The sequence below is a fragment of the Hymenobacter endophyticus genome (assembly GCF_032464715.1).
Lineage (GTDB): Bacteria > Bacteroidota > Bacteroidia > Cytophagales > Hymenobacteraceae > Hymenobacter > Hymenobacter endophyticus.
Window position 1 is genome coordinate 14,994 of sequence record NZ_JAWDJT010000001.1, and the last position, 22,613, is coordinate 37,606.

25 protein-coding genes are annotated in these 22,613 nt (G+C 59.6%); 13 read left to right on the forward strand and 12 right to left on the reverse strand.

Going from position 1 to position 22,613, the window contains the following annotated elements; translation table 11 throughout:
• Window positions 1-40 precede the first annotated feature (40 nt).
• Window positions 41-397 (forward strand): hypothetical protein, encoded by a 357-nt coding sequence (locus tag ROI90_RS00080; protein ID WP_315996298.1) that lies wholly within the window; start codon window positions 41-43, stop codon window positions 395-397.
• A 5-nt stretch (window positions 398-402) separates the two neighbouring features.
• Here the strand turns inward: ROI90_RS00080 and ROI90_RS00085 are convergent, their stop codons facing one another.
• Complete coding sequence (locus ROI90_RS00085) at window positions 403-1,002, reverse strand: acyl carrier protein phosphodiesterase (RefSeq protein WP_315996299.1); 600 nt, start codon at window positions 1,000-1,002, stop codon at window positions 403-405.
• 151 nt (window positions 1,003-1,153) lie between these two features.
• On the opposite strand from ROI90_RS00085, the gene ROI90_RS00090 reads away from it, so the two are divergent.
• The 3 genes from ROI90_RS00090 (at window position 1,154) to leuS (ending at window position 5,556) form a co-directional block, all read left to right on the forward strand.
• A complete protein-coding gene (locus ROI90_RS00090; protein ID WP_315996300.1) occupies window positions 1,154-1,666 on the forward strand; it encodes a pyridoxamine 5'-phosphate oxidase family protein in 513 nt (170 codons plus the stop codon).
• 236 nt (window positions 1,667-1,902) lie between these two features.
• Window positions 1,903-2,583 (forward strand): spheroidene monooxygenase, encoded by a 681-nt coding sequence (locus tag ROI90_RS00095; protein WP_315996301.1) that lies wholly within the window; start codon window positions 1,903-1,905, stop codon window positions 2,581-2,583.
• Window positions 2,584-2,778: 195 nt separating this feature from the next.
• Window positions 2,779-5,556, forward strand: a complete 2,778-nt coding sequence (gene leuS, locus ROI90_RS00100; protein WP_315996302.1) for a leucine--tRNA ligase — start codon at window positions 2,779-2,781, stop codon at window positions 5,554-5,556.
• A gap of 121 nt (window positions 5,557-5,677) precedes the next feature.
• Here leuS and ROI90_RS00105 read toward each other — a convergent pair whose 3' ends face one another.
• The 3 genes from ROI90_RS00105 to ROI90_RS00115 form a co-directional block, all read right to left on the reverse strand.
• On the reverse strand, window positions 5,678-6,415 hold the full coding sequence (locus ROI90_RS00105; protein WP_315996303.1) for an SDR family oxidoreductase: 738 nt from the start codon (window positions 6,413-6,415) through the stop codon (window positions 5,678-5,680).
• 77 nt (window positions 6,416-6,492) lie between these two features.
• Window positions 6,493-7,383, reverse strand: coding sequence for an AraC family transcriptional regulator (locus ROI90_RS00110; protein ID WP_315996304.1), 891 nt, complete (start codon window positions 7,381-7,383; stop codon window positions 6,493-6,495).
• A gap of 147 nt (window positions 7,384-7,530) precedes the next feature.
• Window positions 7,531-7,890, reverse strand: coding sequence for an MmcQ/YjbR family DNA-binding protein (locus tag ROI90_RS00115; protein ID WP_315996305.1), 360 nt, complete (start codon window positions 7,888-7,890; stop codon window positions 7,531-7,533).
• A 103-nt stretch (window positions 7,891-7,993) separates the two neighbouring features.
• Between ROI90_RS00115 and ROI90_RS00120 the strand changes: the two genes are divergently transcribed.
• Entirely contained in the window at window positions 7,994-8,665 is a 672-nt protein-coding gene (locus tag ROI90_RS00120; protein WP_315996306.1) for an LEA type 2 family protein, read from the forward strand.
• Between the two features lie 75 nt (window positions 8,666-8,740).
• Here the strand turns inward: ROI90_RS00120 and ROI90_RS00125 are convergent, their stop codons facing one another.
• A complete protein-coding gene (locus ROI90_RS00125) occupies window positions 8,741-8,914 on the reverse strand; it encodes a DUF6728 family protein (RefSeq protein WP_315996307.1) in 174 nt (57 codons plus the stop codon).
• Window positions 8,915-9,057: 143 nt separating this feature from the next.
• On the opposite strand from ROI90_RS00125, the gene ROI90_RS00130 reads away from it, so the two are divergent.
• The gene (locus tag ROI90_RS00130) at window positions 9,058-9,522 is read left to right on the forward strand and encodes a nuclear transport factor 2 family protein (RefSeq protein WP_315996308.1); all 465 of its coding nucleotides are present in this window, start codon (window positions 9,058-9,060) and stop codon (window positions 9,520-9,522) included.
• 160 nt (window positions 9,523-9,682) lie between these two features.
• Here the strand turns inward: ROI90_RS00130 and ROI90_RS00135 are convergent, their stop codons facing one another.
• The 5 genes from ROI90_RS00135 to ispG form a co-directional block, all read right to left on the reverse strand.
• Window positions 9,683-10,348, reverse strand: coding sequence for a Rossmann-fold NAD(P)-binding domain-containing protein (locus tag ROI90_RS00135; protein WP_315996309.1), 666 nt, complete (start codon window positions 10,346-10,348; stop codon window positions 9,683-9,685).
• Window positions 10,349-10,380: 32 nt separating this feature from the next.
• Window positions 10,381-10,896 (reverse strand): hypothetical protein, encoded by a 516-nt coding sequence (locus ROI90_RS00140; RefSeq protein WP_315996310.1) that lies wholly within the window; start codon window positions 10,894-10,896, stop codon window positions 10,381-10,383.
• A gap of 45 nt (window positions 10,897-10,941) precedes the next feature.
• Window positions 10,942-11,274, reverse strand: coding sequence for a hypothetical protein (locus tag ROI90_RS00145; RefSeq protein ID WP_315996311.1), 333 nt, complete (start codon window positions 11,272-11,274; stop codon window positions 10,942-10,944).
• 412 nt (window positions 11,275-11,686) lie between these two features.
• Window positions 11,687-11,986 carry a hypothetical protein gene (locus ROI90_RS00150; protein ID WP_315996312.1) on the reverse strand — a complete coding sequence of 100 codons (300 nt, stop codon included), beginning with the start codon at window positions 11,984-11,986 and terminating at the stop codon, window positions 11,687-11,689.
• Between the two features lie 75 nt (window positions 11,987-12,061).
• Window positions 12,062-14,194 carry a (E)-4-hydroxy-3-methylbut-2-enyl-diphosphate synthase gene (gene ispG, locus ROI90_RS00155; protein WP_315996313.1) on the reverse strand — a complete coding sequence of 711 codons (2,133 nt, stop codon included), beginning with the start codon at window positions 14,192-14,194 and terminating at the stop codon, window positions 12,062-12,064.
• 145 nt (window positions 14,195-14,339) lie between these two features.
• Here ispG and ROI90_RS00160 point away from each other — a divergent pair, with 145 nt between their 5' ends.
• Both ROI90_RS00160 and ROI90_RS00165 read left to right on the forward strand, forming a co-directional pair.
• Entirely contained in the window at window positions 14,340-14,828 is a 489-nt protein-coding gene (locus ROI90_RS00160; protein ID WP_315996314.1) for a TlpA disulfide reductase family protein, read from the forward strand.
• A 140-nt stretch (window positions 14,829-14,968) separates the two neighbouring features.
• Window positions 14,969-15,595, forward strand: coding sequence for a thioredoxin family protein (locus tag ROI90_RS00165; protein WP_315996315.1), 627 nt, complete (start codon window positions 14,969-14,971; stop codon window positions 15,593-15,595).
• Between the two features lie 79 nt (window positions 15,596-15,674).
• On the opposite strand, the gene ROI90_RS00170 is transcribed toward ROI90_RS00165, so the two are convergent.
• Window positions 15,675-16,328 (reverse strand): Rossmann-fold NAD(P)-binding domain-containing protein, encoded by a 654-nt coding sequence (locus ROI90_RS00170; RefSeq protein WP_315996316.1) that lies wholly within the window; start codon window positions 16,326-16,328, stop codon window positions 15,675-15,677.
• A 176-nt stretch (window positions 16,329-16,504) separates the two neighbouring features.
• Window positions 16,505-17,479: an NAD(P)H-quinone oxidoreductase gene (locus tag ROI90_RS00175; protein WP_315996317.1), complete on the reverse strand. Its 975-nt coding sequence runs from the start codon at window positions 17,477-17,479 to the stop codon at window positions 16,505-16,507.
• Window positions 17,480-17,594: 115 nt separating this feature from the next.
• Here ROI90_RS00175 and ROI90_RS00180 point away from each other — a divergent pair, with 115 nt between their 5' ends.
• The 5 genes from ROI90_RS00180 (at window position 17,595) to ROI90_RS00200 (ending at window position 22,564) form a co-directional block, all read left to right on the forward strand.
• Window positions 17,595-18,095: a hypothetical protein gene (locus ROI90_RS00180; RefSeq protein ID WP_315996318.1), complete on the forward strand. Its 501-nt coding sequence runs from the start codon at window positions 17,595-17,597 to the stop codon at window positions 18,093-18,095.
• 118 nt (window positions 18,096-18,213) lie between these two features.
• The gene (locus tag ROI90_RS00185; protein ID WP_315996319.1) at window positions 18,214-18,576 is read left to right on the forward strand and encodes a hypothetical protein; all 363 of its coding nucleotides are present in this window, start codon (window positions 18,214-18,216) and stop codon (window positions 18,574-18,576) included.
• A 129-nt stretch (window positions 18,577-18,705) separates the two neighbouring features.
• The gene (locus tag ROI90_RS00190; RefSeq protein WP_315996320.1) at window positions 18,706-19,269 is read left to right on the forward strand and encodes a hypothetical protein; all 564 of its coding nucleotides are present in this window, start codon (window positions 18,706-18,708) and stop codon (window positions 19,267-19,269) included.
• Window positions 19,270-19,417: 148 nt separating this feature from the next.
• A complete protein-coding gene (locus ROI90_RS00195) occupies window positions 19,418-21,457 on the forward strand; it encodes a sensor histidine kinase (protein ID WP_315996321.1) in 2,040 nt (679 codons plus the stop codon).
• 144 nt (window positions 21,458-21,601) lie between these two features.
• Entirely contained in the window at window positions 21,602-22,564 is a 963-nt protein-coding gene (locus tag ROI90_RS00200; RefSeq protein ID WP_315996322.1) for a helix-turn-helix transcriptional regulator, read from the forward strand.
• Window positions 22,565-22,613: the final 49 nt, after the last annotated feature.

Genomic DNA, 22,613 nt, shown 5'->3' on the forward strand with positions numbered 1-22,613 from the left:
TTGCGTGACCAGTAGTGGATTTATCACTCTGAACTATTGCATGGAAGAGTCTTTCAGCAAGGAATTTTGCGAGTTTCTAGAATACCATCTAACCAACACTTTTGCGCACAATCCAGACGCTCGGATTAAAGGATTGTGGTGCGATGGAGTACTGCCACCGGTTATAGACAGCCACCTCACTAAAAAACACGTCAACGACACCCGGCGCATTGTCACAACCGCTTTTATTGGCTATTACGAAACCCAGCGTTATGGCCTGTCTATCCTGCTGGGCCGCTACTCGTTACGCAGATACAGCCGGGGCCATTCCTTACAGGATTGCGTGCCCGATGAAACAGCTTCGGACTGGTACACTCTGGATATAGATAACCGGCGGCTGGAAATACGCCTGCTATAAAACCGCTACCGAATTTCATCCACTGCCGCCCGCAACTCCGGCCAGAACTCCGCAAAATCTGCCTCATACGCCGGTAGTTCCTTCAGAAACGCAGCGGCTCCGGTAGCTAGCACCCCAGCGGCGGGTACGCGGCGGCTCAGGCCCAGCAGGGCCCGGTGCAGGCCTTCGGGGTGAGCGTAGCCGGTTAGCCAGTCGTGCTGACGCATGTAGTGCAGCATTTCCTGCAGCCGCTCCGGCAACTCGTGGCGACGCTGGTGCAGTAGCTGGTACATACGCTGCGCAAACTCGGGTAGCGGCTCCTGGGGGTGGTAGCGGGCAAAGTCGCGGGCCAACAGGTGGTCGAAGCCCACATCCGACACTACCCCGGCCCACTTGCCGAGGCCAGCCGCTCGGAGGCGGGCGGTAGTACGGCGTACTATGGAATGCTCATCGGTAAACGAATCAATGAAGCGGTGCAGCCGGATGCCACGCTGCACCGACTCAGGGTAGGCCAGCAGGCCGGCGCGGCCCCGCACGGCCTCGGCCGCGAAGTTGCCGACTACCACATCGGCGTAATCGGAGTCGGTAGGAGAACCGGAGAGTAGCAGGTGGGCCAGGAAGTTCATCAGGGGGCGGAAGGTCGGCAAAATGCGGGCAATGCGGGGCCGAAGCTCAACCCCACACCCTACACAACCGTATTTGAAGCAAGTTGGCCCGGCTACTTCGTGTTTGCCGACGCCGCGTTTCCCCGATTCTTTTCTACTCATCCCTACCCTCATGGCTGACCAAACGCCCGTAACCAACGACCTCGCCAAGCTGATCGATAAAATCAAGGATGTGCGCATTGCCATGCTCACCACCTCCGACGAGGAGCATCACCTGCGCAGCCGCCCCATGGGCACCATCAAGCCCGATACCAGCGGCAGCCTCTACTTTTTCACGGATAAGGATTCGGCCAAAGTATACGAGGTGAAGAAAGATCAGCAGGTAAACCTGGCCTATTCCAACACCGACGACAGCATCTACGTGTCAGTGTCGGGCTCGGCCAAAGCCTACCGTGACCAGAATAAAATCAACGAGCTATGGAGTGAGCCCATGCGCGCCTGGTTCCCGAAAGGCAAAGAGGACGAAAGCATCTACATCCTCGAAGTAAGCATTGAAAAAGGCGAATACTGGGAGTCGCCGGGCAACATCATCACGCAGGCCTACGCCTACGTACGCGCCCTGGCCACCGGCGAGCGGACCAAGACCGACGACGTAAACTCCCACGCTAAAGTAGAAGTGAAGTAAGTTTGTCTTGCTGAACCCGCAAAAAGGGCCGGAAGCAGTTCCGGCCCTTTTTTGTTGTTTTGACGTTACACTAAGGCTAAAAAGCTAGTTCCCCTCCTCAGCTGAGGAGGGGTTAGGGGTGGTTGATACTCATTGAACATCCGCTCAAATTAGTCCTAGTAATCGTTCTGACAACATCACCCCCCCCTAGCCCCTCCTCAGCTGAGGAGGGGAACTAGCATTCTAGCTTCGCCCCTTTGCTCACCACCCTCTCCATCCTGACCCTCCTCCCCGACCAGCGGCGCTGGGCGTTTGCGCAGATGGGCACCGCCCAGCGGCCCTTGCAGCGCGTGCCGGGCCTGCGGTTTCAGAAGCTGCTGGGCAGCGGCGCGGGTGGTTTCGGGGCGCTGCCCAACCTGCGGCGCTACGGGTTTATGGCCGTGTGGGAATCAGAAGAGGCAGCCCAGGAATTTTTCAGCCGCCACCCGCTGTGGCAGCAGTACCGGCAGCGCACCTCCGAAATCTGGACGGCCCGGCTGGCCCCGCTTAAGTCGCACGGACTGTGGGACGGGGTGAATCCATTTGACTACGAAACCGAGGCCGGTACGCCAGACGGGCCGATGATGGTGCTTACCCGGGCCTCCATCCGCTGGCAGAAAACGCCCCGGTTCTGGCGCTATGTGGCCCCGGTAAGCGCTACCGTGGCCGATGCCCCCGGCGTGCGGGCCGCCATTGGGCTGGGCGAGCTACCGGTGGTGCGCCAAGCCACTATAAGCCTCTGGGAGTCGCAGCAGGCCATGCAGGACTACGCCTACCGCAGCGAGAAACACAAGGAAGTCATCCGGCTGACGCGCCAGGAAAACTGGTACGGCGAGGAGCTGTTTGCCCGGTTTCGGGTGCTGAGTACGGAAGGCACCTGGGACGGCCGGACGATATAAGTGGCAGCATTAGGGCGAACTTTGTAGTGCGCGTTTCCATGCCGTTATAACCGCCCAAACGGCGTGGGGCCGCCGAGACGCGCGCTACAAAGTTTGCCCTGCTGTCCGCCTATCGGCGTTAAACGAATAATGCGGCATTTTCCCGGCAATTCCGCGTAATTTCGCCCGTTCCGATTAACCGTACCCCGACTGCCCATGCCCGGCTACCAACCCCAGGATATTGAGAAGAAGTGGCAAGCCCACTGGAAAGAGCACAATACCTTCAAGGCTGAAAATCAGTCCGAAAAGCCCAAGTACTACGTGCTGGACATGTTCCCGTACCCCAGCGGGGCGGGCCTGCACGTAGGGCACCCGCTGGGCTACATTGCCTCCGATATTGTGGCCCGCTACAAGCGCCTGCAGGGCTACAACGTGCTGCATCCCATGGGTTTCGACTCGTTTGGCCTGCCCGGCGAGCAGTACGCCATCCAGACCGGGCAGCACCCGGCCCTGACCACGGAGCAGAACATCAGCACCTACATCAAGCAGCTTTCTTCCCTGGGCTTCAGCTACGATTGGAGCCGGGAAGTGCGCACCTCCGACCCCGCCTATTACAAGTGGACGCAGTGGATTTTCCTGAAGCTGTTCAACTCCTGGTACAACCTCGACACCAACCAGGCCGAGCCGCTCAAAACCCTGCTGGAGAAATTCGAACAGAACGGCAGCGAAGGAATCCGTGCGGCTGGCGACGAGGAGGAGCGCCACGCCTTCACGGCGGGCCAGTGGAAGATGTTCACGGAGAAGCAGAAGCTGCAGGCCGTGCACCCCTACCGCCTTGGCTACCAGCAGGATACCTACGTGAACTGGTGCCCCGGCCTGGGCACGGTGTTGTCGAATGACGAGGTAAAAGACGGCCTCTCGGAGCGGGGCGGCTTCCCCGTGGAGCGCCGCCTGATGCCCCAGTGGAACCTGCGCATCACTGCCTACGCCGACCGCCTGCTGCAGGGCCTCGATACCATCGACTGGCCCGACGCGGTGAAGGAAATGCAGCGCAACTGGATTGGCAAGAGCATCGGGGCCGAGGTAACCTTCGCCGTGCAGGGCCACGAGCAGGCGCAGATTAAGGTCTACACCACGCGGGTTGACACCATTTATGGCGCCACCTTCCTGGTGCTGGCGCCCGAGCATGAGCTGGTGAAGGAGCTGACCACGCCCGGGCAGCAGCAGGCCGTGCAGGACTATGTAGACGCCACCAAACGCCGCTCGGAGCGCGACCGGATGGCCGATACCAAAACCGTATCGGGCGCTTTTACCGGGGCATACGCCCTCAACCCGTTCACCCAGGAGCCCATCCAGATTTGGATTGCCGATTACGTGCTGGCCGGTTACGGCACCGGCGCCGTGATGGCCGTGCCCTCCGGTGACCAGCGCGACTACGTGTTTGCCAAGCATTTCAACCTGCCCATCACGCAGGTAGTAGACCAGCAGCAGATTGACGAGCAGGCCGACCCCACCAAGGAAGGCCTCTACCTGCACGGCCTCATCCAGGGTCAGAACTACAAGCAGGCCACCCAAACGCTGATTCAGGAGCTGGAGCAGCGCGGCATCGGCAAGGGCAAAACCAACTTCCGCATCCGCGACGCCATCTTCGGCCGCCAGCGGTACTGGGGTGAGCCCATCCCGATTTACTACAAGGACGGCGTGGCCTACGGTGTAGCTGAAGCCGACCTGCCCCTGGTGCTGCCGGAAATCGACGAGTACAAGCCCACCGAAACCGGCGAGCCGCCCCTGGGCCGCGCCAAAGACTGGAAGTACAAGGGCCAGTACGAGTATGAGCTGAGCACCATGCCCGGCTGGGCCGGCTCCAGCTGGTACTACCTCCGCTACATGGACCCGCACAACGCCGAGCGTTTTGTGGGCCAGGAAGCCGAGCAGTACTGGCAGAATGTAGATTTATATCTCGGTGGCGCAGAGCATGCTACGGGCCACCTGCTCTACTCCCGCTTCTGGCACCTGTTCCTGAAAGACCTGGGCTTGGTAACGGCCAATGAGCCTTTCCAGAAGCTCATCAACCAGGGCATGATTCTGGGCCGCTCGAACTTCGTGTACCGCATCAACGGCACCAACACGTTCGTAACGGCGGGCAAGAAAGCCGACCACCAAACCACCTCGCTGCACGTGGATGTGAACATTGTGGAGAATGATGTGCTCGACGTAGAAGCCTTCCGGAACTGGCGCGAGGAATACGCCAACGCCGAGTTCATCCTGGAAGACAACGGCACCTACATGGTGGGTGTGGAAGTCGAGAAGATGTCGAAGTCGAAGTACAACGTGGTGAACCCCGACACGCTCATTGAAAAGTTCGGGGCAGATGCGCTGCGTTTGTACGAAATGTTCCTGGGGCCACTGGAGCAGTTCAAGCCTTGGAACACCAACGGCATGAGCGGCGTGGCCGGCTTCCTCAAGAAGCTCTGGCGCCTCTACCACCCCCAGGACGGCGACTTCGCCGTAACCGACGAGGCTGCCAAACCCGCCGAGCTGAAGGCCCTGCACAAGGCCATCCGCAAGGTGGAGGAGGACATTGAGAAGTTCTCGTTCAACACCACCGTCAGCGCCCTGATGATTACGGTGAACGAGCTAACGGCCCTGGATACGCACAAACGCGCTATTCTGGAGCCGCTGGTAGTGCTGTTGTCGCCGTACGCCCCGCACCTCTCGGAGGAGTTGTGGCAGAAGCTTGGCCACGCGCCCGGCTCCATCAGCCAGGCCGCTTACCCCGAGTTCCGGGAGGAGTACCTGGTGGAAGACACCGTGAACTACCCCGTGGCCATCAACGGCAAGGTGCGCGAGCAGCTACAGTTTCCGGCCACCGCCACCGCCCCGGAAATCGAAGCCGCCGTGCGCGCCACCGATATTCTGGCCCGCTTCGCCGAAGGCAAGGAAGCCAAGAAGGTGATTGTGGTGCCCGGCCGCATGGTGAACATCGTGGTGTGAGTTTAAGCTGCTAGCTATTAGCTGCTGGCTGTTAGCGAAAAGGCCCGCCGGATGCATCCGGCGGGCCTTTTTTATTACTTATTTCTCACAAGCGGCGCTTGTACAGTATGGCGCGTTGGGTTTACCAGGGGCTGATGCCGGTTTCCGGGGCGTTATCGTCGCTGAAGAACTGGCTGGTGGGGCCGTCGGGGCCCAGCAGGGCGGCTTTCACCACGCGGGCGGCGGCATCGTGCACCGAGCCGGGGCCGCTGTGGTGGTTGAAGTCGGTGGCGGTGTAGCCGGGGTCCACGGCGTTTACCTTAAAAGGCGTGTCGCGCAGCTCGTAGGCCAGCATGATGGTGTAGGCGTTCAGGGCGGCTTTGGAAGGCTGGTAGGCGGCCCCTTTCACCGGGTAATACTTCCAGGATGGGTCGTTGTGCAGCGTAAGGGAGCCCAGGCCGGAAGTGACGTTCACAATGCGGGGCGCGGCGGAGGCCCGCAGCAAGTCGATAAATGCCTGCGTTACCTCAATCACGCCGAACACGTTGGTGTCAAACACCTCCCGGATGGTGCTGAGGCTGGTGCCCAGCGGGGGCTGCGACATGCTGCCCAGAATGCCGGCGTTGTTGATGAGCACGTCCAGCACCGATGTTTTCTGGCCCAGGGCCTGGCGGGCGGCGGCAATGGAGGCGCTGTCGGTTACGTCAATCTGCAGGGGCTCCACATGGGGCAGGCCCTCGGCGCGCAGCTGCTCGGCGGCCTCCTGGCCCTTGTGCAGGTCGCGGCTGCCCAGGTACACGTAGTAGCCGTTTTGCAGCAGCTGGCGGGCGGTTTCAAAGCCTATGCTTTTGTTGGCGCCGGTAATAAGTGCGGTTTTCATGGTCGAGAATATGCCGGTGAATGAATGGCACAAAACTACCGGCCCCCATTCGCGCCGCTGGCACCTATTCCGCGGTATTACTGGTACATTTTCCGGATGGTGGTGCGGTAGTCGGCCGGCGTTACGCCGGTTTCGCGCTTGAAAAATCGGTTGAAGTACGAAGCATCGGCAAATCCCAGGTCGAAGGCAATTTCCTTGAGCGAGTGGTGGGAATAAAATAGCAGGCGTCGGGCTTCCAGCACCAGCCGCTCGTGAATGTGCTTAATAGCCGATTTGCCGCTCTGCGCCTTCACTACCTCGCTCAGGTGGCCCGCCGATATGTTCAGCAAAGCCGCATACGCGCCCACCTCGTGCAGTTCCCGGTAGTTTTCCTCGATTCTGGCCTGGTACGTTTTCAGCAGAAACCGGTCAACGGAATCCTCACTGGCCGCAAACTGCGCGGTGTACAGGCGACTCAGGTAGGTCAGCAGCACGGCCAGATGGGCGCTGAGCATGCGATGCTGCCACTCGCCGGGGCTGGCATACTCGACTTCCATCTTACGCAAGGTTTCCTCCACGAAGGCTGCGTCCGCCGGATTCAGCCGCAATTCGTGCCCGTTGTGGGGGTTCTGGATGAGTGGCAGCTCCGTCAGGGCTGCGTTTTGCTGCAGGGCCAGAAACTCGGGGGTGAACGAGAAGTGCGTACCCCAGAACGGCGAGGGGTCCTCCTTCACCAGCACCTGCTCGGGCGTGCTGAAGTAAAAGGTGTTGGCCGCGTGCTCGTAAGGAATCGTATCAACCCAGTGCCGCCCCACGTTGTGCTTCACGAACACCAGCAGGTAAAAGTTCTTGCGGTGCGGTTTCAGCAAATCCGGTTCATATACAATTCCACCCTCCGAGCTGGTGATGGAAAAGAAGCTGTTGCCGGGCCGGGCCTCCCGCTCAAACAGATGAACGGGAACCGACGGCGCACTCTGGAGTGTGTACATAATCCAAAATTACCGTTTTCGGAACACAGCCTCATAGCTGACCCCTGCACCACACCACTTAAGAGGTGGTGAAACCGGTGCTGCCAACAGTTCAGCGTAGTTGCGTCGAAAAGTTGGCAACCTGCCTGCTCTGCTCGCAGGAAGCCACTACTGCTCCGCTTCGGCCAGTTCCTCGCGCAGCTTTTTGGGTAAGGAGGCACGCACCAGGTCGTAGGAGTGGTCGATCAGCTCCCGTAGCTGCCGCCCCGGCACGCCGGTACCAATGAGCACCGTGTTCCAGTGCTTTTTGTTCATGTGGTAGCCGGGCAGCACGTAGTCGTGGGCTTCACGCAATTCCTGGGCACGCTCCGGGTCGCACTTGAGGTTGATGCTGCCAAACGTATCAATATCGGTGAGGGCAAACACCTTTCCGGCCACCTTGAATACCAGCGTACTGGGGCCAAAGGGCGTTTCTTCAGTTACGCCCGATTTCAGCAGGCAATAGTCGCGAAAATCTTCAATGTTCATACTGGCAACAACATTTTGGCTAATCCAAGCTCAACAGTAACTCCTACTGCTGGAACAGGTATAGGCAAGTAACTATTCTTTCTTTTCTTTTTTCCTGTTTTGTATGGGTCACCTGCTTCACACTCCTAAACACCGAATTTCTTTTGCCCTGCTAGGCCTGCTCTTAATCCTGGGCTTCAGCCGCTGCGGTATCTCGGAGCAAGTGCAGCAAGCCAAAGCATTCAAAAACGCGCAAATTCGACTGGCCTCCGTGCAGCAAGCTACGGTAGCTGGCATCGACGTGACGCAAATCCGGCAGCCCAGCGACCTGAGCGCCGTGGATAAGGCCCGTTTGGCCGCCGCCTACGCCACCGGCAACCTGCCCTTGCGCATGCTGGTGAACCTGGAAATTCGCAACCCCAATGACGAAACTGCTGCTCTCAACGAGCTGGACTACATTGCCCTCATCGACGGCAAGCAGGTAGCCACCGGCCGCTCCACCCAGCGCATAGAGGTAGCGCCAAACAGCACCACTATTGCCCCGGTCACCCTAGAAAGCAACTTGCGCGAAGCCGCCGGTGAACGGTCGGGAGAAGCGCTGGCTGATTTGGTGCTGGGCCTGGCCGACCAGGACCGGCAGCCGCTACGCCTGACAATGCGCGTGCGGCCTACCTTCACCACCAGCAACGGCCGCCGCATTACCCCGGCCGGCTACGTGGATATAGACAAGGAGTTTACGGCCAGCCAGGTGCTGGATGCCATTGACCGGCGCGACTCAGTGAAAACCCGCCCTTAGCACCGCATCAACGAAGCAGAAACGGCCCCGAAACTGGTTAAAATCAGTTCCGAGGCCGTTTTGTTGGGCACAAGCTTAGCGCAGAAACCAGCGGTAGAGCAGTACCACCAAGGCAACCAGAAACATGGCCATGCTCAGCTTATTGATAAAGTGCATGGTGCGCAGGTTAAAGTTAGTATGGCGCGCGGGGTCGTTTTTGCGGAAGAAATAGCCGAGGGCCGGACCGAAGTTGAACAGGTCTTTACGCATGATGCAAAATGGCTTGAGGATACGTAAAAGTAACACCAACGGGGGCAGAATGATTTACTCGCAACGCTATTTACCTTAGCCTTGCAATCCTGACTTCCGGCCTTTTCCCCTTGCGCTCCTGTCCACTCGCCCTCCCAATTTCTATGTTTAAGCCTTATCCTCTCCTGGCCGTCGTGCTACTGTCGGCATCGGCCGCCCAAGCCCAAACGCCCGCCGCCGAAACAGCCGCCGTGCAGCAAACCATCCGCACCTTTTTCGAGGGTATGCGCAAGGGCGACAGTACGCTGGTGCGCTCCACCCTGGCACCCGGGGCGGTGTTTCACGTTATTGCTGTCCGCCCTGGGCAACCGACACGGCTGTTGCCAGAAAGCCCGACTGCCTTTGTAAAAGCGGTGGGCACCCCGCACAAAGAGGTCTGGGATGAGCGCATCGCCTTTGAAAAAGTGCTTATTGATGCTAACCTGGCCAGCGTCTGGACGCCCTATGAGTTTTACCTGGGCAGCACTTTCAGCCACTGCGGCTACAACTCGTTTCAGCTGGTGAAATTGGCCGAGGGCTGGCGCATCGCCCACGTCATCGACACGCGGCGTAAGGAGAAGTGTAAGTAAGAATCGTGTTCCTGTTTCGTCGTTGAACGGCCGGAACCGCGCCACCCAAGCCACGTCAGAACTGTATAGAGACGCGACACTTCGCGTCGCGTCATTGAACGGCTAGAACCGCGCCCAATATCACAATATCAGCAACGACGAGACGCAAAATATTGCGTCTCTACCTCTTTGCCGCCGCCACAATGTCCGGTACTTCCAGCACCGGCTTCGGGTAGCTGTGCTGAGCTACGTGCAGCATGGCCTGACCCAGCTCCGTTAAGGTAGAAGCAAACTTGGGTGCCACGCCCCGCAGCACCGGGTACAGCCACCCGAAATACTTGTAGTACGACAGCACGTGCCGCTGGCCGGGAGTAGCGCGCAGGAAGCCCGGCCGGAACATATATGCCTGCCGGAAACCCAGCCCCAGCAGGTCGTTTTCGGTTTGCCCCTTCACCCGCGCCCACATCTGCCGGCTTTGCAGTGTGCCATCCGTACCCGCCCCCGACACGTAGCAGAACGTAAGGTCGGGCCCGTTGTGGGCCAGCAGGGTTTGGGCGAAGTGCAAGGTCAGGTCGTGGGTGAGGCGGCGGTACTCCGGCTCCTGCATCCCCACCGACGACACGCCCAGGCAGAAAAAGCAGGCGTTATAGCCCCGGAGCTGGCCCTGAATGGGCGCGAGGTTCTGAAAATCCTCGTGCAGCAGCTCCTGCAGCTTGGGGTGCTGGTGCCCGCTGGGCCGGCGGCTGATGCTGAGCACCTGCTCCACCTCGGGGTTGCGCAGGCATTCCAGCAGCACCCCTTCCCCCACCATACCGGTCGTGCCGGTGAGTATCACGCGTAGTTTCATGCTGGGGAGGACGGATGAGCGGCGCGGATGTTTTAGGCCTCGTCGGGATTCTGATAGCCGGTAAAGTTCGCGCCCATGTAGGCGGCGGCATCATAGGCATCCAGTGGGTAGTCCTGCACGAATTGGGTATTCCAGAAAAACTGTTCCAGCGAGCAATTGAGCTTGATAAAGAACTTGCGCGGGTCTTCGGCTTCCTCCTCCCAGAAGTAGTCGTGAAACAGGTAGCCTACCTGCGAGTCCCGGATATCCAGCGCCACCGGGTCGCCGGTAGAGCCGCTGCCCAGCAGTAGCAGCCCGGCATACAGAGCCCGCTGAAAATCGTCTGCCCAGTCCAGTTTCTTCTTCAGGGTATTCACTTGGTCAAGCTGCACCTCCCCGATTGCCACATCAATATCGAAAGAAAACTCCGCCAACAGCTGCTGTACCTCCGCCGAAACACCCCACTGCTTCATTAGCTCAGCATTTTCGGGGCGCAACGGTTCCCAGTGTTTCTGGGCGTTGATTCCTGCCGCTTCCAGCGCGGCCTGTAGTTTTTGGATATCTGTCATGGCAATTAAATAGCAGCTATGGATGCGTGAGCGGCATGGATGTTTTTAGCTGTCAGGAAATAGCTGGTTCATTTGCTGAAACCCAATTCCGCAAACATTAGCATCAACCTCATCAAAACCTTCTACATCGGTAATATCTACTCCTCCCTGGGCAACAATTTCACCGGTCATTGGCGAAACAGCTTTCAGCTCTAAGGCCGCTAATCCTTTCCAGTCGAGTGCCTCCAAGTGCGCCCGAAAAAAGGATTGAAAGCTGGCATAATAGGCGGCCGTTGGCTTCAAAGTACCACCTATTACTCCCATTGAAACATCTACCACTTTTGCCTCGATAGTTCCGAGAAGAGTTGAGCCAGCGAACAGTTGAATTTGACACGTCATTGTACTGGCAGGAAAGTATATTTCAGACAATCTATCGTCATGGGAGCCAGATGGTCGATGGACAGATTGACGGTGAATCCAGAGGTACCACATACAACTGGCCGCTTTCTACACTGAAACTCATCTACTCGAAAGCTCAAGCTTTTGCGCTTCTCCTTCCGAAGTACAGTATCTATTGTGGCCTGTATTTCTTGCAGTTCCTGCACACTACTGTGTGCAATTCCAGAAACTGTAAGTTTCCCCCACGACGTATTTACACTCTCGGATTTACGCCAGATAATTATTTCTAAACGGCAACGCGAGGCATCGAACGTGAACCTATCCACAACAGCATCATGCATAGACCCAGGCCATTCGGAAGTAGTAAGGCTATTCATCCGGCGCAGTTGTGGTTATACACGTGGTTTGTAATTCAATCACCTTCTGCCAGCAAGCCGCAATGAGCTTGCACTGCAAATTGAAGAAGTGCCGCAAACGCAGCCCGCGTGCCTGGGCTCACGGCCGCCGCTGGCAACCGATGCAGCTGCTGTTGCTTGCGGATAACCAACTCGTTACCCCAGCGGAATTTACCGTAGTAATCAAGCCATGGTTCTATAATTCCAGCTACTTGTAATTCAACAAACACCTCGTATTCGATACCCCCAATACGCTCAAGCGTTAGGCCTTTGCTCGAAAGATTCTGGCTGTCGGAAACCAAGTAGAAATCCAGCATAGATATGCTTAGTTAGCAAAAAGCGGGATTGAACCCTGCAGCCCAATCCCGTTTTCATCAGATTACTTCCTCATGCTACCCCGCTACCGGCTCTTCCAATAGCACGGGCTCAATCCAGCGGCCGTCTTCGCGCATGAGTTCGATGAGTTCGTTCACGGCGCGTTCTTCGGGCACGGATTTCTTGATGACTTCCTGGCCGCGGTAGAGGGCAATTTTGCCTTTGCCCACGCCCACGTAGCCGTAGTCAGCGTCGGCCATTTCGCCGGGGCCGTTCACGATGCAGCCCATGATGCCGATTTTTACGCCTTTCAGGTGGTCGGTACGCTTACGAATCATGGCAGTGGTTTCTTGCAAGTCGAACAGGGTACGGCCGCAGCTGGGGCAGCTGATGTACTCGGTTTTGCTCATGCGCGTGCGGGCCGCCTGCAGAATACCGAAGCTGAGCTGGTTGAGCTGATCCAACGTAGTCAGCCACTCCTCTTTCGGGCGCTCGGGCAGCAGCTCAGTGCTCAGCACCACCCCGTCGCCGAGGCCGTCGAGGAGCAAGCCGCCCACGTCGGTGGCGGCGTAGAGCTGGGTTTGCTCGGGCGTGAGCTCGGGGTACTGGCGGTTGATGATGACCGGGTTGGGCACACCGTTGTTCAGCAGCTCGAAAAACGCCCGGCGGATTTCGGGCATGGCGTGGGCGTTATCGGTATAGAGGATGATAACGGCCGTGGTGTCCTCGCGCAGCTGAGCCAGCATAGGCGGCGTGAGCGAAGCCAGGTCCTGGAATACGAAGTTCAGCTCCGGGTGACGGGGGCCGGCGGTGGCGTACTCGGCCTGGGTGAGTACGGGGTAATGGTCGGGGCGCTGACCGGCGTCGAGCCAGGCGGTGTAGTCCAGCACCTCCTTGAGGCCGTTAGGCAGCATGAACGGCACCGGGCGCTGACTGCTGTAGATGTAGTCGGCGCCCAGGTCGTTCATCTGAAACTTGTCCAGGAAGGCCGAATACAAATGGCCCACGGCGCGCAAATCGGCATATTCCACCGACGACAGGCGCGACAGATCCACCAGTACCCGGGGTACGTTCTGCCCACCCAGGTTCAGCACCTCCCGCGTTACGCGGCGGTGGTACTGGAAGGGGTCGATGGGGATATTAGTTGTTAGTTGTTGGTTGCCAGTTGTTAGTTCGTTCTGCTGACTGTCTTCTCTACTGACAACTGAAGGGGTAGTTGCTAGTTGTTGGTTGCTAGTTATTAGTTCGTTCGGAGCATCCTCTTCACTGACAACTGACAACTGATAACTGGCAACTGAAGGAATTGGCTTGGCCTCCTGGGCCCGATTAGTATACCGGTCAATCAGCGCCTTAGCCACGGGGGCTTCGGCTTCGGGGGCTTCAGTGAGGCTCACGCGCACGGTGTCGCCGAGGCCGTCTTCCAGCAGCGTGCCGATGCCCACGGCCGACTTGATGCGGCCGTCCTCGGCTTCGCCGGCTTCCGTCACGCCCAGGTGCAGGGGGTAGGGCTGCAGGCCTTCGGCGTCAAGCTTCTGCACCAGCAGGCGGTAGGCCTGCACCATTACCTGGGTGTTGCTGGCCTTCATGCTCAGCACCACGTTGTAATAGTTTTCCTCCTCGCAGAGGCGTAGGAACTCCAGCGCCGACTCTACCATACCCAGCGGCGTGTCGCCGTAGCGGCTCAGAATTCGGTCGGACAGAGAACCGTGGTTGGTGCCGATGCGCATGGCGGTGCCGTACTGCTTGCAGATTTGCACCAGCGGCCGGAACCGCTCCCGAATACGGTCTACCTCAGCGGCGTAGCTGCTGTCGGTGTACTCAATAACGTCGAACTTCTTTTTGTCGGCGTAGTTGCCGGGGTTCACGCGCACTTTCTCCACAATGCGGGCGGCCAGCTCGGCGGCGTTGGGCGTGAAGTGGATGTCGGCAATGAGCGGCACGGTGCAGCCGCGCTTGCGCAACTCCTTCTTGATTTCGAGCAGGTTTTGGGCCTCCTTCACGCTGGGGGCCGTGATGCGCACGTACTCGCAGCCGGCCTCCACCATGCGCAGCGTCTGCTCCACCGAGCCCATGGTGTCCATGGTGTCCACGGTGGTCATGCTCTGCACCCGGATGGGGTTGAGCCCGCCCATGGGCAGGTCGCCGATGGTGACTTCCCGGCTGAGGCGGCGCTTGTATTCGGTGAGGCTGGGGCAATACGTCTTATTCATAAACCCGGTTGGGAAGCGTTTTTTCTCAAGGAAGTACAAAGGTACGGAAGGTTTGTGCTCCGCGGTTGAACAGAACGATACGCGTACTTCGCAACTTCCGGGCGGCTTTCACTGTCTATGCTGCAACTACCTCCCCCGTTTACCCATGAACCGATTGAAACTCATTGCCCTGCTGACCGGGCTGCTGCTCACCGGCGCCGCCCAAGCCCAACAGGTACAAGTAATTAAGCTACCCGAGCTGCAGAAGCGCCTCTCCCGCCCCTCCGATACCACCTACGTAGTGAATTTCTGGGCTACCTGGTGCGGCCCCTGCGTGAAGGAGCTGCCCCACTTCGATAAGCTCACGACCACCTATAAAAACCAGAAGGTGAAGGTGCTGCTGGTGAGCATGGACTACGCCTCCCAGCTGGATAAAAAGGTCAAGCCCTTCGTGACGAAAAACGCGCTGAAGTCGGAAGTAGTGCTGCTCAACGAAACCGACCCCAACCTGTATCTGGCCAAGATTGACCCCAAGTGGACCGGCTCTTTGCCCTTCACGCTGCTGCTCAATAATGCCCGCCACAAGCGCCAGACCTTCGAGCAGGAATTCACGCCCGAAGAGCTGCAAAAACAGCTGCAGGCGTTCATGCAGTAAGCCACTCGCGTGTCATCCTGAGCGAAGCGAAGGACCTTATCAAATCGGAGTTAATGTTGAACAATGCATTCCACTATGATAAGATCCTTCGCTCCGCTCAGGATGACGGCCATTTCAAACCCCTACCCCTCTTCAATCCCATGAAAAAGCTCCTTCCCTTGCTGGCCGCCTGCCTGGTGCTGGCCCTCAGCAGCTTCGTATTCCTGCGGCCCACGGCCGAGGCTGGCTACCAAGTGGGCGACAAAGCCGCCGACTTCAAGCTCAAAAATGTGGACGGTAAGCTGATGTCCCTGGCTGATAACAAGGCCGCCAAGGGTTACATCGTGGTATTTACCTGCAACACCTGCCCCTTTGCCCAGGACTACGAGCAGCGCGTTATTGATCTGAACACCAAGTACGCCTCCCAGGGCTACCCGGTAGTAGCCATCAACCCCAACGACGCGGCCACCGTGCCCGGCGACTCCTTTGCCGAGATGCAGAAGCGGGCTAAGGAGAAGAAATACGCCTTCCCCTACCTGCACGACGAAACCCAGCAGGTGGCCCGCCAGTTTGGCGCTACCCGTACGCCCCACCTCTACGTGCTTACGCGCCAGGGCAACAGCTTCGTGGTGAGCTACATCGGGGCCATTGATGACAACTCAGAGGACGCCAAGCTGGTAAAAACCAAGTACCTGGAAAATGCCATGGCCGATATTATGGTCGGTAAGCCTGCTGCGGTCAGCTCTACCAAAGCCATTGGCTGCACCATTAAGTGGAAGAAAGCCTGAGGCTCTTTTTGAGTATTATCACCATACAAAAAGCCGGCTGCTACAGCCGGCTTTTTGTATGGTGACGGGTAGCTGAAACCTACTTTCCGGCGCGGGTGAATACGCCTTCCAGGGTATCTGTTTGTACGCCGGGCGTTTCATCGAGGGCGGCATTAATCATGGCTTGGGCCACCGTACGGCCGTGAATGGGGCGGTAGTGGTGGAGCATGGGCAGGGCGCCGGCAGCCGTAGCCAGCAATACCCCCAGCTTCTCACCCAGGCGGGGCTCCTGCCGGCTGCCAGCCAAGATACCGGGCTGCAGAATCCGGATACGCTGGAAAGGCAGCCGCTTAGCGTCGCGCTCCAGCTCGCCCTTCATGCGGCTGTAAAACACCAGGGCGTCGGGGTCGGCGTTGGCAGAGGAAACCAGCACGTAGGTGTGTACACCGTTTTCGGCGGCGGCTTTGGCGGCGTCTAGTTGGTAGGTATAATCAACGCGGTGCTGGGCGCGCTGGCTGCCTGCCTGCCGCAGGGTAGTACCCAGGGATGAAAACAGCACGTCGCCCCGGAGCAGATGGCCCCAGTCGCGGGGGTGGTCGAAGTCGACTACGTGTTCTTCCAGCTTGGCATTCTGGTAGCCGGTGGGGCGACGGGTAAACACTTTCAAGTGCGTAAACCGGTCGTCGAGCAGCAACTGGCCCAGGAGGTAGTTGCCTACCAGGCCGGTAGAGCCCACAAGGAGAGCAGTATTCATAAAGCGAAGGTGTTGGGGAAAGCAAGCAGAACAGGGTCGGCCGAAAAGTTTGGCCGCTGCGCCTACTCATCTGCCTGCCCTGTATAACTCATTTCAGTTTCTTTCGTTGGCAAACCCGCCTTTTTGCGCCTAAAAAAGGCTCTGGCGAAGCTGAGCACTGACCCAGTAGGTCACCGCTAATCCATCACCAGCACCAGCTTGCCAATGTGGGCGCTGCTTTCCAGGAGTTGATGCGCTTGCTGGGCCTGGGCCAGCGGCAGGGTGGCGTGCAGCACCGGGCGCACGGCTCCGCTGGCTAGCAGGGGCCATACGTGCTGCTCTACTGCCTGGGCCAGGGCCGCTTTAAACTCGGCGGAGCGGGGCCGGAGGGTGCTGCCCGTAATGGTCAGGCGGCGGCTCATCAGGTCCAGGGCATTGAAGCTGGCGGCGGCCCCCTGCATGGCATTGATAAATACCAACCGCCCATCGGGGCGAAGCAAGCGCAGGTTTTTGGCCGTGTACTCGCCGCCCACCATATCCAGTATCACATCTACCCCGCCGCTTGCTTGCAGTACGGCTTCAAAGTCGGCTTCCCGGTAGTTGATAACTGGCTCAGCTCCCAGAGCCTGCAGGGCGGCAGCCTTTTCGGCAGAGCCCACGGTGGTGGCCACGGGGCTACCCAGGGCCCGGGCCAGCTGCACGGCCAGCACCCCAATGCCGCTGCTACCGCCGTGCACCAGCAGCCGCTCACCGGGCAGTAGCTGCCCCCGCTGAAACACGTTGTGCCACACGGTAAAGGCCGTTTCGGGTAGACTGGCGGCCTCGGGCATGGTTAGGCCGGGCGGCACAGGCAGGCAGTGGCGGGCATCCACGGCCACGTACTGAGCGTAGCCGCCCTGAGCCAATAGCGCGCACACCTGGTTTCCGGGTTGCCAGCGGCTTACACTGCTGCCGCACTGCACCACCGTACCGGCCACCTCCAGGCCCGGAATCAGGCCGGCCACGTCGCCGCTGCCCTGGTATTTGCCCTGGCGCAGCAGCACATCGGGGCGGTTGATACCGGCGGCGGCCACTCGAATCAGGATTTCGTGGGCGGCCGGCTCGGGTGGGGCTACTTCTTGCAGCTCCAGCACCTCAGGGCCACCGGGCTGGCGAATGATAATGGCGTGCATCAAAAAAACTAAAAGGGGGCGGTAACACGGTTGAGCTATTCCCGTAAATAGGCTACTTCTTACGAGTGCGCCACCCGCGAGGATACCACTTTGCTCAGGCGCCTCCCGCTAGGTTATGAAATCCCTCCCGCGTCTACCTGAATTTTTGCGCGCTGCCGGCCAGCTAACGGGCCTGGCGGCCTGGCAAACCGGCCGCTTGTTTCGGCGGGCTACCCGCGCGGCCCTGGAGGCGGTGCAGGAGGTGCTACGCGCTGAAGTGGAGAAGGGAAACCTGCAGCAGGTCCGCGAGTTTTTGGCCGGCAAAGCTCTGCCTGCGGTGCGGGCCCTGCTGCTAGAGCGCATGGCTACCCGCTTGCTGGTACGCCTGGGCTTGCGTGGGGCGCTGGCCAGCAACGTGGTGGGTTGGGTGCTGCCCTTCGTGGTGGAGCAGCTGCTGAAGGTGGCCCAGAAATCGGGGGTATTTGATAAAGTGCGGGACCATACTACCGTGCAAGAGGCGCTACGCCGCCTGGAGGAGCTCAAGCAAGTTGCCTGGAAACGACTGTCCCCCGACCACGGCACCGGGGCAGAGCTGCTGCCGGATGGCACACCCCTGCCCCCGCAGCTTTCGGCCTAAAAGGGCCTTAAACCCGCAGTTTTGGCAAATAATTCCCATTTTACTTTTTAGTTTTTTTCTTCGTTTTGAAGCTTTTTCACGCAATCCGTCGGCTAAATGGCACCCGTACATGAGCCCGATGAAACAACACCCTGAGCTGCCGGCTGGAGAAAAATCATCTTTTCCGCCGGCCCGAACTGCCCTGCGTGATTTGTACCGCACAGTTCGGCACTTGCCCTCCACTGACCCATATGCCCCCGCCCGCTTGGCTCGCATTGCCGACCAAGCCGAGTACTTTCTGCAAGCCTGGCCCCTACACGAGTGGCCGGCCGCCCTACATTCCAGCCAAGCGCTGCCAGCCCGCCAAGTGCTGCTGGCCTGGGTAAACACTGCCAAGCGCGAAATCAGCCAATTGGGAGTTACGCCCACCGTCACCTGGACCTACACTTCCTGGCACCGTGTTTCTACGCTGTTGCTGGCGGCCCTGGTACATTTTGCGTAGACAGCGTCTTTCTTTAACTTTCACTGCCCGGCCCGCCAGTCCGGGCAGTGCTTTTTCTGGCCCTTGGGTGCGGCATCCTGCCCGGCCTGGTTCACGTACTGCCACCACACCCTCCTTCGGAACCTGCTGATGTATGCCCCCCGCCCCGATGCCCGTGCCCTGGCCCAGCAGCGCCGGGAGGCCGAGTATGCCCGCATGGAGCACATGGCCCACAAAGCCCGCTGGGTTAACTGGGCGGCCGTAGTTTTTTGCTTGGTTGTGAGCCTGGACTGGGCCCTGCCCATGCAGCAGTTTCCGGGCGAGCCGGTGCTGGAAAAACGGCTGGTATCCGTAGGCTCCTACCTTTCCAACCCGCAGATGGCCTACCAAATCCGGACGCCGCACACGCGGTTCAAGCTGCGCACCAGCCAAGCCTACCGCATTCAGGAGGCTACCCACCTAACGGTGTGGCGGACGCCCTTGCTGCGGGTAGTGCAGCTGATAAAGGCTCCGGGCGTAGCGGCTGGGCGGGAGCCGTTCGTGCCCTACCGGGGCAGCATTTATAACTCCCTGACGGTGCTTTTCCCGGTGGCCCTGCTGCTCACGGCCGGGGTGGGCCTGCTGCTTCCTTTCGAGCCCGAAACCCGCCTGAATACCGCCATTGTAAGCGGCCTGCTCTGGCTCGTGACGCTGGCCGTCATGGTTCTGTTTTAGCCCCTCCTACCTAGCCCACCCCCAGGTACTGCCGAGTAAAGCCGACCCGTTGTGCGCCTTCGGTTCCGGCCTCTGCTATATTCTGGCCACCCCGCACCAGCTGAGCAGTTCAAAGTGGCTATCTTGGCTGCCGCTACCAGCTCCTCCTATGCCTTCCCTCCCCGCCGCCGATGCTCTGTTCGAGGCTTTTTTCGACCTCTCCCTCACTGGTGGCATCCTTTGCCGCCCGCTGTTGCATACCACGGGTGAGGTAGTGGATTTTGCCTTCGAGCGCCTCAATCCGGTAGCTCAGCGTCTGCTCAAATTACCGGCCCAACCCACCCGCACACTCCGGCAGCATTTTCCTGAGGAGCAAGCTGCCCAACTTCTGGCCTTTCTGCAAGAAGCCTATCAGAGCCCCGAGGCCCGGGAACTAGCACCCATCCAGCTACCCACGGGCACACTGCCTTTTTCTCTTCTGGTTGCCCGGCGGGTTGGGGAGCACCTAGTAGTGAGCTGGGCCGATGCAGCACCTGGGAGCCAATCCGAGCCTACATTGCCAGAGTATGCCCGGCAACCGCCGCCTGCGCTTGCCAGCCCCCACCCCCTGCCTGGGCCGGCGGGGCAACTGCCTCAGCTCAGCCACCTATTAGAGCAGGTGCCCGCTGCCATTGCCACCCTCAGTGGCCCCGACCACCGCTACACCTTCGCCAGCGCCGGGTATCACCGGCTGGTGGGCCAGCCAACCCTGCTTGGCCGGACGGTGGCGGAGGCTTTGCCGGAGCTTATGGAGCAAGGGCTGACCCACTTGCTGGACCAGGTACGGGCCAGCGGGGAGCCGTATGCGGGACAGGAAAAACGGGTGCTGCTGCGTAACCCAGTTACCAGCGCTCTGCAGCCGCACTACCTGAACTTCATGTACCAGCCGCTGCGGGAAACGCCGGGCCAAACGCCGGACATCCTGGTGTTTGTGGTGGATGTAACTGAGCAGGTAGAGGCCCGACAGCGGGTAGAGCAGCTCAACCAGGAGCTGGAAACCCGGGTGCGGGAGCGCACCCAGCAGCTGGCCGAGCAACAGCACCTGCTGCGCCAGATTCTGCGGCACGTACCGGCCGCCATTGCCACGCTGGGCGGCCCGGAGCACCGCTATACGTTCTTCAATGAGCCTTACCACCACCTCTCGACCGGCCGCGCCTCCCTGGGCGAAACAGTGGCGGAAGTGTTTCCGGAGGTAGTAGAACAGGGCTTTACTGCTCTGCTGGACCAAGTATACACCACCGGGGAGGCATTCATTGGCACCGATGCCTCCATGCAGCTTTTCACTACCGCGTCCGGGCACCCCGAGCAGCGCTACATTGATTTTATCTACCAACCCTTGTTTGATGACCAAGGGCGCACCCAAGGCATTTTGGCCTTTATTCTGGATGTAACCGATAAGGTATGGGCCCTCCAGCAGGTGCAGCACCTCAACCAGGAGCTGCAGGCTACCAACAAGGAGCTCAATATCTCCAATACTCGCCTCTCGCGCACCAATGCCGACTTGGACACCTTCGTGTACACGGCCTCCCACGACCTCAAAGCCCCCATTGCCAATATCGAGGGCCTGCTGGAAACGCTGCGCGAATACCTCCCGGCTCCGAACCCGGAGCCTATGGTACCGCGCCTGCTGGATATGATGCAGAGTGCGGTAGCCCGCTTTCAGCAGACGGTGGGGCACCTCACCGACGTGTCGCGGCTGCAGCACAGCCAGACTCAGCCGGCCGAGGCCGTGTTCCTGGCTACGGTGGTGGAAGATGTGCTGCTGGACCTCGCTCCTCTAGTGAAAGCCACCAACGCCCAGCTGGTACTCAGCCTCTCCGAGTGCCCTTTGGTATACTTCTCCGCCAAAGACCTGCGCAGCATTCTGTACAACCTGCTCAGCAATGCCCTCAAGTACCATCACCCCCAGAAGCAACCAGTGGTGCAGCTACGCGCCTACTGCTCCGACACCCAGATTTTTCTGGAAGTTGAGGACAATGGCCTGGGACTCAATGAGCAGCAGCAGGCCAAGCTCTTTACCCTGTTTCATCGGTTGCACAACCACGTTGAGGGTTCGGGGGTGGGCTTGTTTATGATCAAGCGCATTGTTGAAAATGCCGGTGGCAGCATCACCGTGCATAGTCAGCCGGAGCTGGGCTCCACTTTTCTGGTTGCCCTCCCGCGCATCTGATACCGTTTCTGCTACCCCTTTCCCGAATAGCGCCACGGTAGCTTCTGAGTGTAGCAGGGAAATGGGCTGGTAGCTGCTGCCTGATTGGTTTGCGAGCCGGTACACTGCTTTGAGAACTTACGCCTACCCCACTCTACCCCGGCAATGAATCGGTTTGACCGTGTTACCGCTATTCTTGTTCAGTTGCAGGCCAAGCGCAAAGTAAGCGGGGCTGCCCTGGCCGAGCAATTCGGCGTGAGTTTGCGCACCATTTACCGCGACCTGCGCACGCTGGAAGAAGCTGGGGTTCCGCTGCTGGGGGAGCCGGGTATTGGTTACTCCTTGGCCGAGGGGTACCGGCTGCCGCCTGTTATGTTTACCCGGGAAGAAGCCACGGCGCTGCTCACGGCCGAAAAGCTGGCCGCCCGCCTCACCGACGCGCCTACGGCTCAGCTCAGCAGCGCGGCCATGGACAAGGTGCGGGCGGTGCTGCGCCGCCCCGACCGTGACCACCTTGATTCGCTGGCTCCGCATATTCAGGTACTCGGCCCCCGTGACCAGCCGGGCCGGCTCCCGGCTTATCAGCAGCTGGTAGCGGCCATTGCCATGCACCGGGTGGTGCGCCTGCGCTACCAGGCCGCCGAAAATCAAGCTGCCACTGCCCGCGACATTGAGCCCATCAGCCTGTACCTGAGCCGGCAGTGGCACGTGGTGGCGTATTGTCGGCTGCGTCAGACTATTCGCAACTTCCGCCTAGACCGCATACAGGATCTGGAGCTGCGCCCCGAGGCCTTCGTGGTGCGCCCCAACGTGTTGCAGCAGCACTGGGCTGCGGAGGCCAGTCGGCGGCCGCGCGAACGGGTGGTGCTGCGCTTTCAGCCGCTTAATCTGCTGCCCGCCCTGGTTCAACACCTGCACGATACCAAGTACCAGTACGGCTGGGCCCATGAGCAGCGCCTGCCGGACGGGCAGCTTGAAATAACCCTCTATATCGGGGAGCTGCCTTATCTGGCTACCTGGCTGCTACCCTTTGCCGGGGCCCTGACCATTGTGGAGCCGGCAGCATTGGTCGCCCCACTACGCGCGCTGGCCCAGCGGGCTCACGACTTTTTTTGCCTACCTGAATAAATTTTACGGGCCTGAAACATGCTGACATAGGGCTGTCAGTGGGGGGGTG